This is a genomic window from Streptomyces sp. NPDC054794 (assembly GCF_053611585.1).
In genome coordinates, this window is the sequence record NZ_JBSHAQ010000024.1 from 48336 (window position 1) to 64101 (window position 15766).

Annotated in this window: 17 protein-coding genes; 8 read left to right on the forward strand and 9 right to left on the reverse strand. The window is 72.1% G+C overall.

Annotated elements, in window-relative coordinates; all coding sequences use genetic code 11:
* The first annotated feature begins 12 nt into the window (after window positions 1-12).
* Entirely contained in the window at window positions 13-2220 is a 2208-nt protein-coding gene (locus ACWGKT_RS24855; RefSeq protein ID WP_453275426.1) for an MMPL family transporter, read from the forward strand.
* A 50-nt stretch (window positions 2221-2270) separates the two neighbouring features.
* Window positions 2271-3005: an LmeA family phospholipid-binding protein gene (locus ACWGKT_RS24860; RefSeq protein WP_453275427.1), complete on the forward strand. Its 735-nt coding sequence runs from the start codon at window positions 2271-2273 to the stop codon at window positions 3003-3005.
* Window positions 3006-3028: 23 nt separating this feature from the next.
* Here the strand turns inward: ACWGKT_RS24860 and ACWGKT_RS24865 are convergent, their stop codons facing one another.
* The 8 genes from ACWGKT_RS24865 to ACWGKT_RS24900 form a co-directional block, all read right to left on the reverse strand.
* Complete coding sequence (locus tag ACWGKT_RS24865) at window positions 3029-3604, reverse strand: helix-turn-helix domain-containing protein (RefSeq protein WP_453275428.1); 576 nt, start codon at window positions 3602-3604, stop codon at window positions 3029-3031.
* Window positions 3604-4293, reverse strand: a complete 690-nt coding sequence (locus ACWGKT_RS24870; protein WP_453275429.1) for a metal-dependent hydrolase — start codon at window positions 4291-4293, stop codon at window positions 3604-3606. Before ACWGKT_RS24870 ends, ACWGKT_RS24865 begins: the two co-directional genes overlap by 1 nt.
* Before the next feature lie 115 nt (window positions 4294-4408).
* Window positions 4409-4816 carry a (R)-mandelonitrile lyase gene (locus ACWGKT_RS24875; protein WP_453275430.1) on the reverse strand — a complete coding sequence of 136 codons (408 nt, stop codon included), beginning with the start codon at window positions 4814-4816 and terminating at the stop codon, window positions 4409-4411.
* Window positions 4817-4988: 172 nt separating this feature from the next.
* Window positions 4989-6308 carry a mannosyltransferase family protein gene (locus ACWGKT_RS24880; RefSeq protein ID WP_453275431.1) on the reverse strand — a complete coding sequence of 440 codons (1320 nt, stop codon included), beginning with the start codon at window positions 6306-6308 and terminating at the stop codon, window positions 4989-4991.
* Window positions 6309-6366: 58 nt separating this feature from the next.
* Window positions 6367-7617 carry a hypothetical protein gene (locus ACWGKT_RS24885; RefSeq protein ID WP_453275432.1) on the reverse strand — a complete coding sequence of 417 codons (1251 nt, stop codon included), beginning with the start codon at window positions 7615-7617 and terminating at the stop codon, window positions 6367-6369.
* Window positions 7614-8852, reverse strand: a complete 1239-nt coding sequence (locus tag ACWGKT_RS24890; protein ID WP_453275433.1) for a glycosyltransferase — start codon at window positions 8850-8852, stop codon at window positions 7614-7616. Before ACWGKT_RS24890 ends, ACWGKT_RS24885 begins: the two co-directional genes overlap by 4 nt.
* 148 nt (window positions 8853-9000) lie before the next feature.
* A complete protein-coding gene (locus tag ACWGKT_RS24895; protein WP_453275434.1) occupies window positions 9001-9528 on the reverse strand; it encodes a hypothetical protein in 528 nt (175 codons plus the stop codon).
* A 10-nt stretch (window positions 9529-9538) separates the two neighbouring features.
* Window positions 9539-10045, reverse strand: a complete 507-nt coding sequence (locus ACWGKT_RS24900) for a SigE family RNA polymerase sigma factor (RefSeq protein WP_356142488.1) — start codon at window positions 10043-10045, stop codon at window positions 9539-9541.
* Between the two features lie 230 nt (window positions 10046-10275).
* Here ACWGKT_RS24900 and ACWGKT_RS24905 point away from each other — a divergent pair, with 230 nt between their 5' ends.
* From ACWGKT_RS24905 to ACWGKT_RS24915, 3 genes are read left to right on the forward strand one after another with little or no spacing between them, the layout of a single operon-like run.
* Entirely contained in the window at window positions 10276-10782 is a 507-nt protein-coding gene (locus tag ACWGKT_RS24905) for an SRPBCC family protein (protein WP_453275435.1), read from the forward strand.
* Window positions 10782-11840, forward strand: coding sequence for an LLM class flavin-dependent oxidoreductase (locus ACWGKT_RS24910; RefSeq protein WP_356142484.1), 1059 nt, complete (start codon window positions 10782-10784; stop codon window positions 11838-11840). Before ACWGKT_RS24905 ends, ACWGKT_RS24910 begins: the two co-directional genes overlap by 1 nt.
* Complete coding sequence (locus ACWGKT_RS24915) at window positions 11837-12343, forward strand: winged helix-turn-helix transcriptional regulator (protein ID WP_356142482.1); 507 nt, start codon at window positions 11837-11839, stop codon at window positions 12341-12343. The genes ACWGKT_RS24910 and ACWGKT_RS24915 overlap by 4 nt, the downstream gene beginning before the upstream one ends.
* Window positions 12344-12387: 44 nt before the next feature.
* Here ACWGKT_RS24915 and ACWGKT_RS24920 read toward each other — a convergent pair whose 3' ends face one another.
* Window positions 12388-12936 carry a hypothetical protein gene (locus ACWGKT_RS24920; RefSeq protein WP_453275436.1) on the reverse strand — a complete coding sequence of 183 codons (549 nt, stop codon included), beginning with the start codon at window positions 12934-12936 and terminating at the stop codon, window positions 12388-12390.
* A gap of 162 nt (window positions 12937-13098) precedes the next feature.
* Here ACWGKT_RS24920 and ACWGKT_RS24925 point away from each other — a divergent pair, with 162 nt between their 5' ends.
* The 3 genes from ACWGKT_RS24925 (at window position 13099) to ACWGKT_RS24935 (ending at window position 15763) form a co-directional block, all read left to right on the forward strand.
* Window positions 13099-13599 carry a carboxymuconolactone decarboxylase family protein gene (locus ACWGKT_RS24925; protein WP_356142478.1) on the forward strand — a complete coding sequence of 167 codons (501 nt, stop codon included), beginning with the start codon at window positions 13099-13101 and terminating at the stop codon, window positions 13597-13599.
* 113 nt (window positions 13600-13712) lie between these two features.
* Window positions 13713-14030: a hypothetical protein gene (locus ACWGKT_RS24930; protein ID WP_453275437.1), complete on the forward strand. Its 318-nt coding sequence runs from the start codon at window positions 13713-13715 to the stop codon at window positions 14028-14030.
* Between the two features lie 221 nt (window positions 14031-14251).
* Window positions 14252-15763 carry a sialidase family protein gene (locus tag ACWGKT_RS24935; protein ID WP_453275438.1) on the forward strand — a complete coding sequence of 504 codons (1512 nt, stop codon included), beginning with the start codon at window positions 14252-14254 and terminating at the stop codon, window positions 15761-15763.
* The last annotated feature ends 3 nt before the right edge of the window (window positions 15764-15766 follow it).

Genomic DNA, 15766 nt, shown 5'->3' on the forward strand with positions numbered 1-15766 from the left:
TGGGAGACCGCCGTGCCCCGACCCCAGCAGCAGTCGCTCGAAGCGACCGAACCGCACGCCGACCGGCACCCGCCGACCGCCCCGGATCCCGCCGCCCGGTCCCGGCTCGGCCGCCTGGGAGGCTTCTGCGCCCGGCGTCCGGTGACGGTGATCGCCCTGTGGCTGCTCGTCCTGGCCGCCGCCCTGGCCGGACGCCACATAGCCGCGCCCACCTTCAGCGACCAGGTCAGCCTCCCCGGCACCGCCTCCCACACCGGCGCCGACCTCCTGGCCACGTCGATGCCCGACGCCGGCCGGCCGAACGGCAAGGTCGTCTTCCACACCGGCTCCGGCACCGTGGCCGACCATCGCTCCGCAGTCGACCGGACGCTGGCCGACCTGCGCGACCTCCCGCACGTCACCTCGGTCTCCGCGCCGGTGACCAGCGGTGACGGGCGCACGGCCTACACCACCGTCGCCTTCGACCAGCAGCTCAAAGACCTCGGCCACGCCTACACCGAGCGGCTCGACACGGCGACGGAGCCGGCCCGCGCGGCCGGGATCGGTGTCGCGTACGGCGGTGACCTCGAACAGGTCGTCCGCGCACCCGCCAACGACAAGCTCAGCGAACTCGTCGGCGTCGCCACCGCCCTCGTGATCCTGCTGCTCGCCTTCGGCAGCGTCCTCGCCGCCCTGCTGCCCCTGGTCACCGCGCTGATCAGCGTCGGAGTCGGCCTGGGCATCGTCGGCATCGTCGCCGCGACCGTCTCCTTCGCGACGTCCGCCACCACCCTGGCCACCATGATCGGACTGGGCGTGGGCATCGACTACGCCCTGTTCCTGACCACCCGCTTCCGGCAGGACCTGATCGACGGACGGGACCCGGTCGAGGCCGCCGCCCGCACCGCGCGCACCAGCGGACGTGCCGTTCTCGTCGCCGCTGTGACCGTCGCCGTCGCGATGCTCAGCCTCTACGCCTGCGGGCTGAGCTTCATCGGCAAGCTCGGCCTCGCGGCGACCCTTGCCGTGGTCGTCACCGCTGCCGCCGCCCTCACCCTGGTGCCGGCGGCCCTGGGCCTGGTCGGCCGGCGCATCGACCGGCTGCGGCTGCGCCGCCCGGTCGCCGAGAGCGCGGGCGAGCGCGACGGCTGGCACCGGTACGCGGAGCTGGTCGCCCGACGGCCGTGGCCCTTCCTGGCCGTCGGCCTCGCCGTCCTCGCCGTGTGCGCCGCGCCGCTGCTGTCGATGCGGCTCGGACACGTCGACGCGGGCGCGGACCGGCCCGGCAGCAGCACCCGTACCGGCTACGACTGGATCGCGCACGCGCCCGGCCGCGGCTTCGGACCGGGCGCGAACGGCCAGGTCGTCACGGTCGTGGACGTCCGCGACGCCGACGCCTCGGCCGACCGCGTCGCCGACGACGTCACCCGGGCCCTGAAGAAGACACCCGGGGTGGCGTCCTTCACCGACGTCGCGCCCAGCGGCGACGGCAGGATCCTCGTCACCACCGTGACCCCGACCACCGGTCCGCAGGACGCCGCCACCGGCACGCTGCTCGACACCCTGTCCGGACAGGCACTGCCGGACGCCCTCCGCGGCACCGGTGCCCGCGCCTACCTCACCGGCAGCGTGGCGGGCCAGGCCGACTTCCGCGGCACTCTCGGCGAGCGGCTGCCGATCGTCATCGGCATCGTCCTGGTCCTCGCCTTCCTCCTGCTCATGGCCGTCTTCCGCAGCGTGGTGATCCCGCTCAAGGCCGTCGTCCTCAACCTCTTCACGACCGCCGCGTCCTACGGCGTCCTCGTCGCGGTCTTCCAGTGGGGCTGGGGCGACTCCGTACTGGGCCTGTCCGAGCCGGTGCCCATCGAGTCGTACGTCCCGATGATGATGTTCGCGATCGTCTTCGGGCTCTCCATGGACTACGAGATCTTCCTGCTCTCCCGGATCGCCGAGGCGTGGCAGCGCACGGCGGACAACCGGCTCGCGGTCGGCGAGGGCCTGTCGACCACGGCCCGCGTGATCTCCGGCGCGGCCTTCATCATGACCGCGGTGTTCCTTTCCTTCACCGCCTCGCCCACCGTTGTCGTGAAGATGCTCGCCCTGGGGCTGGCGATCAGCGTGATCCTCGATGCCACGGTGGTCCGTCTGATCCTGGTGCCGTCCGCCATGTTCCTGATGGGGCGGGCGAACTGGTGGATGCCCCGCCGCCTCGACCGAGTCCTGCCGCGCCTGCACGCCTGACCGTCCGACCGGAGCACCACGCCGACCCGATCGATTGGGAGTACGTCACCTTGAACCGTCGTAGGAAGATCGTCGTCCTCGTCGCGGGCGCCGCGGCCCTGGCCGTCGCCGCCGTCTGCGCGACCGATCTGGTGGTCGAGCACCAGGCCGAACAGCGGGTCGCCGACGTGGCGTCGTGCCGGCTGAAGCCGGAGGGGCCGGTGCGGGCCGACCTCACCACCCCGCTCGCCGGACTGCGCACCCTCGGCGGTGACGTCGGCGACGTCACGGTCAAGGCCCGGCGGGTGCGGCACGAGGACGTCCTGATGGACATCGACGTGTCCCTGAAGGACGTCACGACCGACGGTGCCAGCGGTGGCGGCACCGCGACCGCCACCATCGGGTACGACCAGCTCAACCACGGGTTGGGCACGCTCGGCGACGGACTGACCCCCAGCGGCCGAGGCGGCGACCTCGTCCTCGGCGGAACCGTCGGGCAACTGGGCCTGCCGGTCACGGTCCGTGCCACGGTGTCCGCGCACGCCGACCGGGTCACCGTCACGCCGACCACCGTGACGGTCCTCGGCCGCAGCGTCGCCGTCGACGACCTGACCGCCCTGCCGGCCGCCTCCGGCCTGAAGGACGAGCTGAAGCCGCGGACCGTCGCCGTCTCCGGCCTGCCCCGCGGCGTGGCACTGACGTCGGCACGCGCCGCGGACAACGGTCTCGCCCTGAACTTCTCGATCGCGGGCCGGACGGCTCTGGCCACCGGCGAACGACACGGGAAGGGGTGCGCCGCCGCGTAAGGCAGCGGCGCGCTGTGGGCGGCTCAGCTGATGATGGGTGAGGCGATGACCACGGTGACGTCGGCCTGGTCGGCGCCGGTGCGGTAGAGGTGCGGGGCGTCCCCGGCGAAGGCGAGCAGGTCGCCCCCGCTGAGGTCCGTCGGGTCATCGGTGGGCCCGGCGGTGAGCCGGCCGGAGGCGACGAGCAGGTGCTCGATGGTGCCGGTCGCGTGCGGTACGCCGTCCAGCTGGGTGTGCGGGGGCATGCGCAGGCGCCAGATCTCCAGGCTGTTGCCGCTGCTGATCCGGCGCAGCAGTTCCCGGCCCACCTCGCCGTCGGGCAACTCGGTGCCGGCCACGAACACCGGTCCCGGGTCGGTGTCACGGGCCAGGAGGTCGGTCAGCGGGATGCGCAGCGCGACCGCGAGCGCGTCCAGGGTCTCGATGGTCGGATTGCCCCGGCCGGCCTCCAGGTGCGAGAGCGTCGCCTTGCTCAGCCCGGCCCGGCGGGCCAGTTCGGCGCTGCTCATGCCGCGTTGCTCCCGGCGGCGGCGGATCTGCGCCCCGACCGCGACCGCGGTACTGCTGGCCGGCCGGCGCTCGCCCGGACTGCCCGCCATCACCGCTCCCGGTGGGCGGCGCCGTAGGAGACCCGGATCCGGCCCCGCTTGACCTTCAGCGTCGGCAGCACGACCTCGGAGAGATCGCCGAGGCCGCGAACATGGGTGCCGCCGCAGGGTGCGGCGTGCAGGTCGCCCAGCCGGATGATGCGGAGGCCTTCGGCGTCGTACTCCGCGATCACCGGCAGGTCCCGCTCGATGGCCTCGGCGATCGCCCCGCGGAGCGCCTCGGTGGCCGCCTCCCGGCCTTCGGGCGTGTCCAGCCGGGCATCCGGCGTCGGCGCGGTGAACTCGATCCGGGCCTGGCCGGGGAAGTGGTTGTTCGCGGCCAGTACCCAGCCCTGGGCCCGCCCGGCCGCCTCGACCAGGTGCCCGGCCGTGTGCAGCGCGGCGTGCGCCGCGCGCGTTGTCAGGTCGATGCGCGCCTTGACCTGCTGGCCCTGTGCGAAGGCGGGCAGCGGGTCGTCCCCGGCCGCCCGCGCGACGATCAGCCCGGTCTCCTGATCCCGTACCGGAACGATCTCGTGGTCGTCCACCCAGCCCCGGTCGGCGGGCTGGCCCCCGCCCTGCGGATGGAACAGACAGTGTTCCAGGGCCACCCAGGGCGCGCCGTCCCGCTCTCCCACGGCGATCACCTGGGTGACCGCCTGTTCCTCGTAGGTGTCCTCGTAGTACGCGTTGACCTGCATGCCGTGTCTCCCATGAAGTATTCAGTGAACCTCACGTTCACTATAACGAACGACGGGAGGATCGGGTCGGGTCTACGGACTTCCGGTCGGCGGCGGCTCAGGCGTCTCGGGCGGCTCAGGGCCGGGTACGGGAGCTGACGCGCGGGCCCGCATACTCGGCCTCCGTGACGTGCTCAAGCCACTCGACGTCGTCGGTCTCCCAGAGGCCCAGGTGGACCATGAACCGGTCGGGAGCCGCGCCGTGCCAGTGCTCTTCGCCCGGCGGGGTGTGGACGACGTCGCCCGGGTGGGCCTCCAGGATCTCGCCGCCACGGGACTGGATCAGGGCGACGCCCTCGACGATGCAGAGGGTCTGCCCCAGGCCGTGGGAGTGCCAGGCGGTACGGGCCCCGGGCGCGAATCGAACCATGTTCGCCCGCAGACGGGAGGGGTCCTCGCCCCGGTGGACGACATCGGCGAAGGCGTCGCCGGTGCACCATTCGGGCGGCAGCTTGACGGTCGGGGGCCGCTGCAGGAGTTCCATGGTGCTTCTCTCCTCTGGCGGTGGCCGCTGGGCGACGGCCCCGAGCGGCATGCGTACGGTCGCCACCATCGACCCTGCCACCGTCGGGCTCGCCCGCAACAGGGACAGTTCCCGCCGATGCCCGATGCCCGATGCCCGATGCCCGGTGCCCGAGGCTCCGCGTGCCGCGGCCTCAGCCGGTCCAGCGGCCCGACGTGAAGGTCAGGGCGAGGACGACCGCCAGCGGAGCCACCACCCCGACGTACGCCTCCTTCACCCAGCCACGCCGCAGGCTCCAGTGCGCCAAGCCGGTCCACAACGGCCACCACAGGAGGGTGGCGCGGGGGATGGACAGGTACCAGTAGGAGGTGCCCAGGGCCCACAGGTTGAGCGCGATGTACACGGCCTCGGCCCAGCGCCGGCGGAGCAGGAGCACGGCCAGGAGTACGACACCGACCGCCATGGCGGCCAGTTCCCACTGGAACTCCACGGCGTACCCGGTGCTCTGGCGATGGCCGAAGGCGTTCTCCCAGGTGTGCCGGAACGCCTCGGCGGGTGTGTGGAAATCCCGGTACCAGCCCCGCTCCTGGGCATGCTTCCAGGCCATCCAGTCGCCGGTCACCGCGTGCAGGTAGAGGGTGTACGCGGCGGCGGGCAGCGCGGGCAGGGCGCACCAGAGCAGGGCACGTGGCGCGACCACCTCGCGACCGAGTCGCCGGCTCGCCTCCCCGCCGAACCGGCCGACCGCCAAGCCCTGTCGCCGCTCCTCCCGATACGCCGACACGAATTCGACCGTGATCGCGGCGGCCAGGAAGAGACCGGTGACCCGGACGCTCGTGGCCGCGGCGGCGAGGAGGCCGGCGAGCGGCCAGTCGCGGTTCCTCGCCGAGAGCCAGGCGGGCAGCGCGAACGCGAGGAACAGCGACTCGGTGTATCCGGCGGCCAGGAAGACCGCCGCGGGCGAGAGCAGCAGGAAGGCGACGGCCCGTCGGCCCGCCGGGTCGCCGTCCGCGCGGCCCAGTCCGGCGATCCGGGCCAGGGAGACCACGGCCACCGCACCGCTCACGAAGGAGATGAGCAGGCCGGCCACGGTCCAGTCGGCGATGACCGCGTGCACGGCGCGCAAGGTCAGGGGAAAGCCGGGGAAGAAGGCGACGCGGTTGTCGGAGGAGGGGTGGATGCCGGGGAACGGGGCGACGTATCCGTACTCGGCTATGTGCCGGTAGTGCTCCCAGTCCCACTGCTGCCAGCGCGACAGCCACGGCGCGGGTGACTTGCCGTCGGCTCCGGCGGGGTTCAGCCATGTGCTGCAGTAGGCGACGAGCCACAGACCCAGGCGCGTGAGCAGATACAGCCGCAGGACCCGGCGGTCCGCGGAGGTCAGGCGGCCGAGCAGGCGCCGTGCGGGGCTGCCGGGGGCCTGACCGGCCGCCGGATCCGGGCGGTTCCGAGGGGGCGTGGGGTGGGCCGCAGCAGTGGGCGGCGGCCCGGTGAGGGGCTGGATCGTGGTCATCGGGTTCGTTCCTGCCGTGGTGTGCTGGGTGGTGGGGGCACTTCGCGGGGACCGGGGGTTACGGGACGCCGAGTTCGAAGAGCACGTAGCCCGCGTACGAGCCGGAGGCGAGCGCCGCGAGGCCGAGCAGGCTGATCTGCAGGGGCAGGCGGAGGCGGCGGAGCGCGGTGGCGAGCGGGATGAAGAGCGGGAAGGCGGGGAGCAGATAGCGGGAGACGTTGCCGAATATCTGCTGGCTGCCCAGGACGAGAGCGATCGTCAGCACTGTGTAGACGAGCAGCGGCGGTGGGAGCCGCAGTCGGACCAGCAGCGGGAGCAGCGCGAAGGTCAGCAGGACGGCACCGATGCCGACGATGTCCGCGAAGGGGAACGCGAAGAGATAGGTGAAGTGGCCGACCGGGGCGGAGGTGAGCACGTCGAGTGTGTGCCGCCCGTAGTCGAACTCGTGGGCCCAGGCGCCGCTCTGGAGCGTGAAGTAGCCGCCGTAGGAGCCCATGCGGTGGCCCACCCAGGCCAGGTATCCGAGCAGGCCGAGCGGTGCGAGGGCCATCGCGGCCACGGGGCGCCGGATGCCGATCCGGCGCCGACGGAGGGCAGACAGGGCGGCGACGAAGAGCGCGGCGATCAGCGCGACGGCGGTGGGGCGGCAGAGCCCGGCGGCGCAGGTGAGGAGGCCCGCGGTGAGCCAGCGGTGGTTCAGGAGGGCGTGGCAGGCCCAGACGGTCAGGGCCACGTAGAGGGAGTCGGAGTAGACCGACCACTCCACGCCGGAACCCGGCCACACCGCCCACAGTCCGGCCGCGGCCAACCCGGCTCCTGTGCCGGTGAGTTGGGAGGTGAGGACGTAGATGCCGAGCGCGGCGGCGAACGAGGAGACGACCGAGACCAGCAGTCCGGCCCCGTACAGGCCGAGGCCGGTGGTCTCGGAGACCAGCCGTATCAGCGCCGGGTAGAGCGGGAAGAACGCCGCGGAGTTCTCCTGCACGGTGAAGAGCCCGCCGGCGTGCGGCAGTTGGACGAGCGCCGGGTGGTACCCGTGCGCGGCGATCTGCTGGTACCACCAGCCGTCCCAGCTGGCCAGCACCTCCCAGGGGTGGGCGCCGCCGCCGAAGCGCGGGGGTTTCTTCCGGTAGTCCCCGGCGGAGTCCAGCAGGAAGAGGAAGACGGAGAAGCCGACGAGCTTGAGGCCGCCGTACATCGCCGCCGCCGGGCCGTACCGCTGCACCGCGCACCGCAGCCGCTGTCGGGCGGGTCCCGGGGCGGTCGCGAGGGCGGGCGGACGGGCGGCGGGGGTTGTCAGGGTCTTCATGAGGCGGCGGCTCCCGTACGGTCACGGCGCGGCCGGAACACCCAGGCGCGCAGCAGCACGAACCGCAGCAGCGTCGCGGTCAGGTTGGCGGCGATCAGGACGGCGAGTTCGGCGCGGTGCGAAGCATCGGGCGCCACGTGGTGCAGGAGGGCGAGGGAGCCGCCGGTGAGCGCGAGCCCCACCAGGAAAGCCGCCATGCCCCGGGCCTGGTGGCGCAGCGCGCCCGCGCGGCCGCGCACCCCGAAGGTGAGCCGCCGGTTCGCGGCCGTATTGGCCACCGCGCACACCAGCAGCGCCAGCGCGTTGGCCACCTGGGCTCCCACCGCCGGACGCAGCGCCGCGTACAGCAGCAGATGTGCCAAGGTGCTCACCGCTCCTACGGCGGCGAAGCGGGCGAACTGCGTGACCAGGCGCCCCGACGGCCCGTCGGCGCCCCGGTGCAGTCCGGTGGGCGGAAGCGTGCCGCGCAGCAGGGCCAGGGTGATCCTGGCGATGCCGCGCAGGTCGGCCAGCGCGGTGGCCAGCAGATCGACCCGGCTGTCGGGATCGTCCACCCAGTCGACCGGCACCTCGTGGATCCGCAGCCCGTCCCGCTCGGCGACGACGAGCAGTTCGGTGTCGAAGAACCATTCCGGGTCCCGCACCAGGGGCAGCAGCCGCTCGGCGACATCACGTCGTACGGCCTTGAAACCGCACTGCGCGTCCGAGAAACCGACCGAAAGGGTCGAGCGCAGCAGGGCGTTGTAGCAGCGGGAGATGATCTCCCGCTTGGGACCGCGCACCACGCGCGAACCGGGTGCCAGGCGCGTGCCGATGGCGATGTCGGAGTGCCCGGAGATCAGCGGGGCCACCAGCGGCAACAGGGCCGTCAGTTCGGTGGACAGGTCGACGTCCATGTACGCCAGGACCGGCGCCCGCGAGCGCGACCAGGCAGCCCGCAGCGCCCGCCCCCGCCCCTTCTCGGCCAGCCGCAGCCACTCGACCTCGGGCAGTTCGGCGGCCAGCCGGGCGGCGATCCGCGGGGTCGCGTCGGTGCTGGCGTTGTCGGTGACGGTGATGCGGAACGGGTAGGGGAAGGTCTCCCGCAGATGCGCGGTCAGCCGTCGCACGCTCGGCTCCAGCGCGGCCTCCTCGTTGAACACCGGGACGACCAACTCCAGGACCGGCTCCGGGTGGTGGGCCGGCACCGGTGGCCGGTGCGGACCTGGCACGGTGACCAGACCTGCCTCTCTCATGTTTCGTCCTTTCTGTGTACTTTTTATGCATTGATGCTCGGTGCCGGGGCATGCCGAAGGCACGCCTGGCGAGGGCGGGTTCAGGTGACGCGGGGTGCGGTCAGCCGGTCGGGCGGTCGGGCGGTCGGGCGGTCGCGCGGTCGACGGGTCAGCCGGTCGGGCCGACCAGGGCCGAGGACGTGGCCGGCGGGGCCGACCGGCCGGGCGGTGGCTCCGAGGTGTAGTTCGCCGTCGATGTCGCCGGGGGCGCCGACGCCGTGTCCGTCTCCGAGTCCGCGGGTGTCGGCTCGGAGCCCGTGCTCGAACTGCCGGGCGTCGGCAGCTGTGAGGTGGCGCTCCCGCTCGGGGGCGCGGAGTTCGTGGCGGTCGAGGAAGGAGGCGTCGGCGACATGTCCGGCGTCGGCGTCGGCGTCGTGGTCGGCGAGGGCGTCGGGCTGATCGCGGGCCGGGGGTGCGGGGCGCTGGGTTCGTCTCTGGCGTGGGAGTGGGGCAGCAGGAACAGCCCGGCGCCGAGCCCGGCCACCGCCAGGACGGAGCCGACGGCCGCCTGCGCCGCGCGCGCACGGCGACGGGCCCGGACGCCCGCCCGGAGACGTTCCCGGTGCCGCGGCTCGAAGGGGGACTGCTGCTCGGAGTGGTGCATCATGCGAGCCAGCTGCCGTTCGAAGTGGTCCATGGTCTCTCCCTCACCCCACCGGCTCGATGACGTCGGCCAGAAGCTGCCGCAGTCGTGCCACACCGCGTGCGGTGTGTGACCTGGCCGTGCCCAGGGGGCACCCCAGCGCCTCCGCGACCTGGCCCTCGGGCAGGTCCTGGTAGTAGCGCAGCACCACCGCGACCCGCTGTTTCGCCGGCAACTGGCCCAGCGCGGCCTCCAGGCGCGACCGCTCGGCGACGACCGCGGAGACATCGCCGGCGACCGCCGTGTCCGGCAACTGCGCGACGGGACGCTCACCCCACCAGCGCCGCTTGGCCGACCGAGCCGCCGCGCGCACCATCACCTTCCGTACGTACGCGTCGGGGGCCTCGTCGGCGACCTTCGACCACACGAACCAGAGCTTGACCAAGGACTCCTGCACCAAGTCCTCGGCTCTGTGTCGATCACCGCCGGTGAGCAGCCGGGCGAGATGGAGCAATCCCGACCAGCGGACCGCCACGAACTCGTCGAACTCACCGGCCCGAGCCTGCGCCATCCGCAATGTCCCCGCTCTCGCCAGTTGCCTTCACGGAGAGAAAGACGGTGGCGGCCACTCCGCTATGCACTCGGCGGCTGTGACCCTGGTCACTGGCCGCAAAGGGGCCGGGACATCGGTCCTGGAACCCTCGGCGCTCCCGGCTCGCGCCGCTATTGACTTGCTAAGTCTTGTTACGCAACTCTAAAAGGGCAGGCAGACCCCTGGACCCCCGAGGAGGCCGACTCACGATGGAGTGGACGGGCGCGCGGTACGCGGACACACCGACGGTCGAGGTGACGACCTGGATCGATGCCCCACCGCAGCGGGTGTGGGAGCTGGTCTCGGACGTGACCCTGATGCCGGGGATGAGCGGCGAACTGCAGTCGATCGCATGGCTCGACGGCGCCACCGGGGCCGCCCTGGGCGCGCGGTTCGTCGGGCGCAGCAAGCACCAGGCCTTCGGGGAGTGGGCGACCACCTCGACCGTCGTCGAGTGCGAGCCGGCCCGGGTGTTCGCCTGGGCGGTGGAGGACCCGGACCGGCCGTCGGCGCTCTGGCGGTTCCGGCTGGAACCCAAGGACGACGGAACGGAGTTGTCGCAGTGGATGCGGATGGGCCCCGGACGCTCCGGCCTGTCCATGGCGATCGACACCATGCCGGACAAGGAGCAGAAGATCGTGTTCGTACGGATGCGGGAGTTCGAGCACAACATGACGGCGACGCTCGCGCACATCAAGCAGCTGGCGGAGGCGTGATGCGGACCGCGACGACCGTCGAGGCGGCGGGCTTCGAATCCTGGTCCCGGCAGGCCGACTTCGTGGTCGAGGCCGAGAAACTGGGCCTCGACATCTGCTGGGTGGCCGAGGCCTGGGGCTCGGACGCGCCGTCCGCGCTCGGCTTCTACGCGGCCCGCACCGAGCGCCTGCTGCTCGGCTCGGGCGTGATGCAGGTCGGCACCCGCACGCCGGTGGCTCTCGCGCAGACGGCGATCACGCTCTCCAACCTCTCCGGCGGACGCTTCCTGCTCGGCCTGGGCCCCTCCGGGCCGCAGGTGATGGAAGGCCTGCACGGGGTGCCGTTCGCCCGGCCCCTCGCGCGCGTCCGCGAGACCGCGGAGATCGTGCGGGAGGTGGTCGCGGGCGGCAAACTCTCGTACACGGGCTCCGAGTTCCGGATCCCGCTGCCGGGCGGGGAGGCGGTGCCGATGCGCCTGTCCATGCGGGCCGAGCATCCGGTCCCGATCTATCTGGCCGCCCTGTCCCCGGCCATGCTCCGGCTCACCGGGCGGGTCGCGGACGGCTGGCTGGGCACCAGCTTCGTACCGGAGGGCGCGGCCGAGGCGTACTTCGCCCCGCTCGACGAAGGACTGGCCGACAGCGGTCGCGGCCGTGCCGACATCGACGTCTGCCAGGGCGCCGAGGTCGCGTTCGCGCCGGACGAGGAGGCCCTCGGCGCCATGGTCGCCGGACGCAAGAAGGAACTCGCCTTCAGCCTCGGCGGGATGGGCTCCGCGTCCACCAACTTCTACAACCGCGCCTACAGCCGCCAGGGCTGGAGCGAGGTCGCCGAGCAGGTGCGCGAGCGCTGGCAGGCGGGGGACCGGGACGGCGCCGCGGGCCTGGTCACCGACGACATGGTGCTGGCCACCACTCTCATCGGCACGGAGGACATGGTCCGGCGGCGGCTGCGCGTCTGGCGCGACGCGGGGGTGGACACCGTACGTCTCTACCCGGCCGGGGAGACCATCGAGGCGAAGCTCGACACCCTGGGCCGGGCGATCGAACTGGTACGGGAAGTCGGCGACGCGTCATGAGCCCGGCGCGCCCCTCCTTCGCCAACTGGCCGTGCTCCATCGCGAGAACCGTGGACGTGCTCGGCGACGCCTGGAGCTCCCTGCTGCTGCGGGAGGCGTTCTACGGCAGCAGCCGCTTCGAGGAGTTCCAGCGCGAACTCGGCATCGCCCGCAACACCCTGACCGACCGGCTGCGCCGCCTGGTCGACGAGGGGCTGATGGAGAAGCGCCGCTACGAGAGCGAGCCGCCGCGCTACGAGTACGTGCTGACGGAGAAGGGCCGTGACTTCTTCCCGGTCCTCGCCGCCCTCAGCCGGTGGGGCGACCGCTGGCTGGCGGGGGAGGAGGGCGCGCCGGTCACCCTCCACCACGACACCTGCGAGCACGACGCGCACGCCGAGGTGGTCTGCTCGGCGTGCGGCGAGCCGATGCGCTCCGAGAACACGTCGGTACGGATGGGCCCCGGCTACCCGGAACACTTGAGAACGAGGCCGGACATCGTCCGCCGCTTCACACGGACGTGAGGCGAACACCCCTCACCGGCCGAGCTGTAAGTGGCTTGCCGGGCTCAGGGACGCCAGCGCGGGGCCTCGTCGTCCGGGGTGTCGGGACTGGCGAAGTGGAAGGGGACGCGGAGGTGGTCGGCCAGGGCTCGGCCGGCCTTGTCGGCGGCTGTGGCTGAGGGGTGGCGGGTGCCTCGGTTCCCGGTTTCGCCGAGGTGTCGTACGGCCGTGCCCCAGTAGACGGTGGCCAGCGGGTGTTCCGCGTCGGGGTCGGCGGTGATGGCCAGCAGGACCACGAACCAGTCGTGGAAGGTGTCGCCGTCCCACACGGCCTCGACCGCCACGACGCGGCCGGGGAGGCCGGCGGCGCGGGCCGCCAGGGACTCCAGGTCGAGGGGGCTGTCGGGGGTGCGGGCGATTGCGTCGCCGTGGTGGTCGTAGCGTTCGGCGACCACGCACTGAGCGTCGACGAGCCCCAGGCCACGGGCGCGGCCGGCCGCCAGGACGACGCGGATCGCTTGCATGCGGGCGTCCTGGAGGACGTACCCGTCGACCTGCTGCCGGACCCCGGCCGGCAGCTGCTCCCACCACTCGGTCGCGGTCTTTTCACCCATGAGTTTCCCCGTCTCCCTTCAGGCCCGCACGGCAGGGCCCCCGAGCGTCACTGTAGAACGGCTGCCTCCTGCCCGAAGATTTTTTCCGGGAGGCGTCACATCCTTGTCGTCGGTTCCGTCAGTGCTGTGTCAGCTATGTCAGACACCCGGAGGAACACAGTCATGGGAGATCAGTCGACCGCCGCGCAGACGGCCGGTTCGCGGCTGCCCGACCCGCTCAAGCTCGTCCCCGAGTTGGGGGAAGTGGCGGGACTGCTGTACAAGACCATCGGCAACGGCACGGTGCCGCAGAGCACGATCAGCTTCATGCACCTGAGGGCCGGTCAGATCGTCGGCAACACCTACCTGACCCTGATGCACACCGAGAGCCTGCGCAAGGCGGGGGAGTCCGAGGAACGGATCACCGCGGTGTCGTCCTGGCAGGACGCGCGCTGCTTCACCGAGGCCGAGGCCGTCGCGCTGGCCCTCGCGGAGGCGGTGCTCCAGCCGTCCGCGCACGGCGAGCGCGTCTCCGACGAGCTCTACGCCCGGGCTGCCAGGTGCTACGACGACAAGGCACTCGTCACCCTGATCCTCGCGCTCGGCCAGGTCAACTTCTTCATCCCGCTCGCCGTGATCGGCAGGCCGATTGCCGGCGCGAAGCCGTCCGAGCAGTGGAGCTGACCTGAGGGTGCCGGACGAGGGAGCCGCGGTGTGCCGTCGGCTTCCTCGTCCGGCGTCCGGGGAAGTCACCCGTGAGAGCCGTCTTCGGTCAACGGCGTAATAGGGGGCTGGACATGGGTGCCGTCGTCGTGGGCGTCATCGGAACGCTGCTCGGAGTCCTGGTCGGCGGCGCCCTCCAGCAGTCGCAGGCATCGCGCAACCGCAAGTGGCAGCGGGAGGACTCGCTCACCGACGCCAGACGAACCGCCTACGCCGAGTATCTGCGGTCGATCAGCGCCAGTTACGCGCAAGCGGTGTCCGGTCAGCGGCACCGCGCGGAGGACGGCCGCCTTCTGGCTGTCACCGCTGAGATCGAGGTCCTGGCGGGGAGAGACGTGTCAGGCCCGGCTCGGGACCTGGTGAACTCCGTCAGGCTCACGACACACCCCTGACAGCCACCGCACCGAGGGGGCGGCTGAACCCTACGCAGCGTTTCAGGTGCACTTCGTGGAGCGCGAGCCGCGATCCGCACGGCACTCGGCGCCTGAGCCCCGCACAGGGCGTTCGCCCGCGCGGCACTCCGCCTTTCGGCCCATCAAGGGCATCGACCACGACGCCGAAAGAGATCAAGCAGTGCCGTCGCTCGGCTGTCGAGGTCCGGAGGAGATCCTTCATGCGCGTCCGTCTGCCCTTGACCGCCACTGCCACCGCTACCGCCGCACTCCTGCTCACCGCGGTCACCGGTGCGACTTCGGCGGCCGCAGAGCGCGGCACCGACGGCGGATCGCTGAGCAAGGTGTCCCACGGTGACCCCTACGCCGACTGCACCATCGGCGCGAGGTCCCCCGACAGCGTCGTCTATCCGGGCACCGAGGTCGAGCCTTACCTCACCGTCGATCCGCGCGACGCGAAGCGCGTGGTCACCGTGTTCCAGCAGGACCGCTGGTCCGACGGCGGCGCCCGTGGCCTGGTGGCGAGTTGGAGCAGGGACGGCCGTACGTTCCACGAGAGCACGCTGCCGTTCAGCGCCTGCGCGCCGGGCGGCGCGGACTTCGAGCGGGCCACCGACCCCTGGGTCAGCACCGGACCGGACGGCACCGTCTACGCCGGCGGAGAGGGCGTCGACTTCACGAAGAGCACGCGTACCGGCCTCCTCGCCGCCACCTCCCACGACGGCGCGCGTACCTGGGAGAACCTCACCACCACACACGTCGACGAGCAGCCGTTCTTCAACGACAAGCCCTCGATCACGGCCGACCCGATCCGCAGGGGCACCGCATACCAGGTCTGGGACCGCCTCGACAACGACCCTCCCGGCCCGAGCAACCTCGACGGTCCGGGCTACATCTCCGTCACTCGCGACGGCGGCCGCACCTGGAGCGAGGCCCGACGGTTCGTCGACACCAGCGCCGTTCCCAACACGCAGACCATCGGCCACGTGATCGTCGTCAACCGGCACAGCGGCACCCTGTACGACTTCTTCGACTGGATCACCTACGCCGATGACCTGACCACCGTCACCGATGCCCACTACGCGGTGGTGACCTCGACCGACGGCGGCGCGACCTGGAGCGCGCCGGTCACCGTGGCCAAGGACACCGCCGTACCGGAAGTCCACCCGAACGACCCCACCAAGGCACTGCGCGCCGGCTCCACCCTGCCCAGCCCGGCCATCGACCCGAAGAGCGGCACGCTGTACATGTCCTACGAGGGTTCGGACTTCTCCGGCGGGAGGCACAACTCCGTCCAACTGGTGCGCTCCACCGACGGCGGGCACACCTGGAGCAGGACCCCGACGCTGATCAGCCCACGGCGCGTGCCGGCCTTCTCCCCGTCGGTCGCCGTCGACGAACGGGGCACGGTCGCGCTCACGTACTACGACGTCCGCTTCCTCAAGCCGGGCGAAACCACCACGCTGCCCACCGCCTACCAACTGGCCACGCTGCCGCACGGCGATCCGCGGTTGTTGTCCGAGCGGCGGATCTCCCGGGTCTTCGACTGGCTGCAAGCGCCGTACGCGGGCGGCTACTTCATCGGTGACTACCAGGGCCTGGTGCCCGTCGGGACCGGGGTGCGACCGGCGCTGACCGAGACCAACTCCGGCGCCCCGGACAACCGTACGGACGTCTACAGCGGCATCTTCCGCACACCGGTGACGGGCCTGGACCACCCGAAGGCGTCGTAGGCA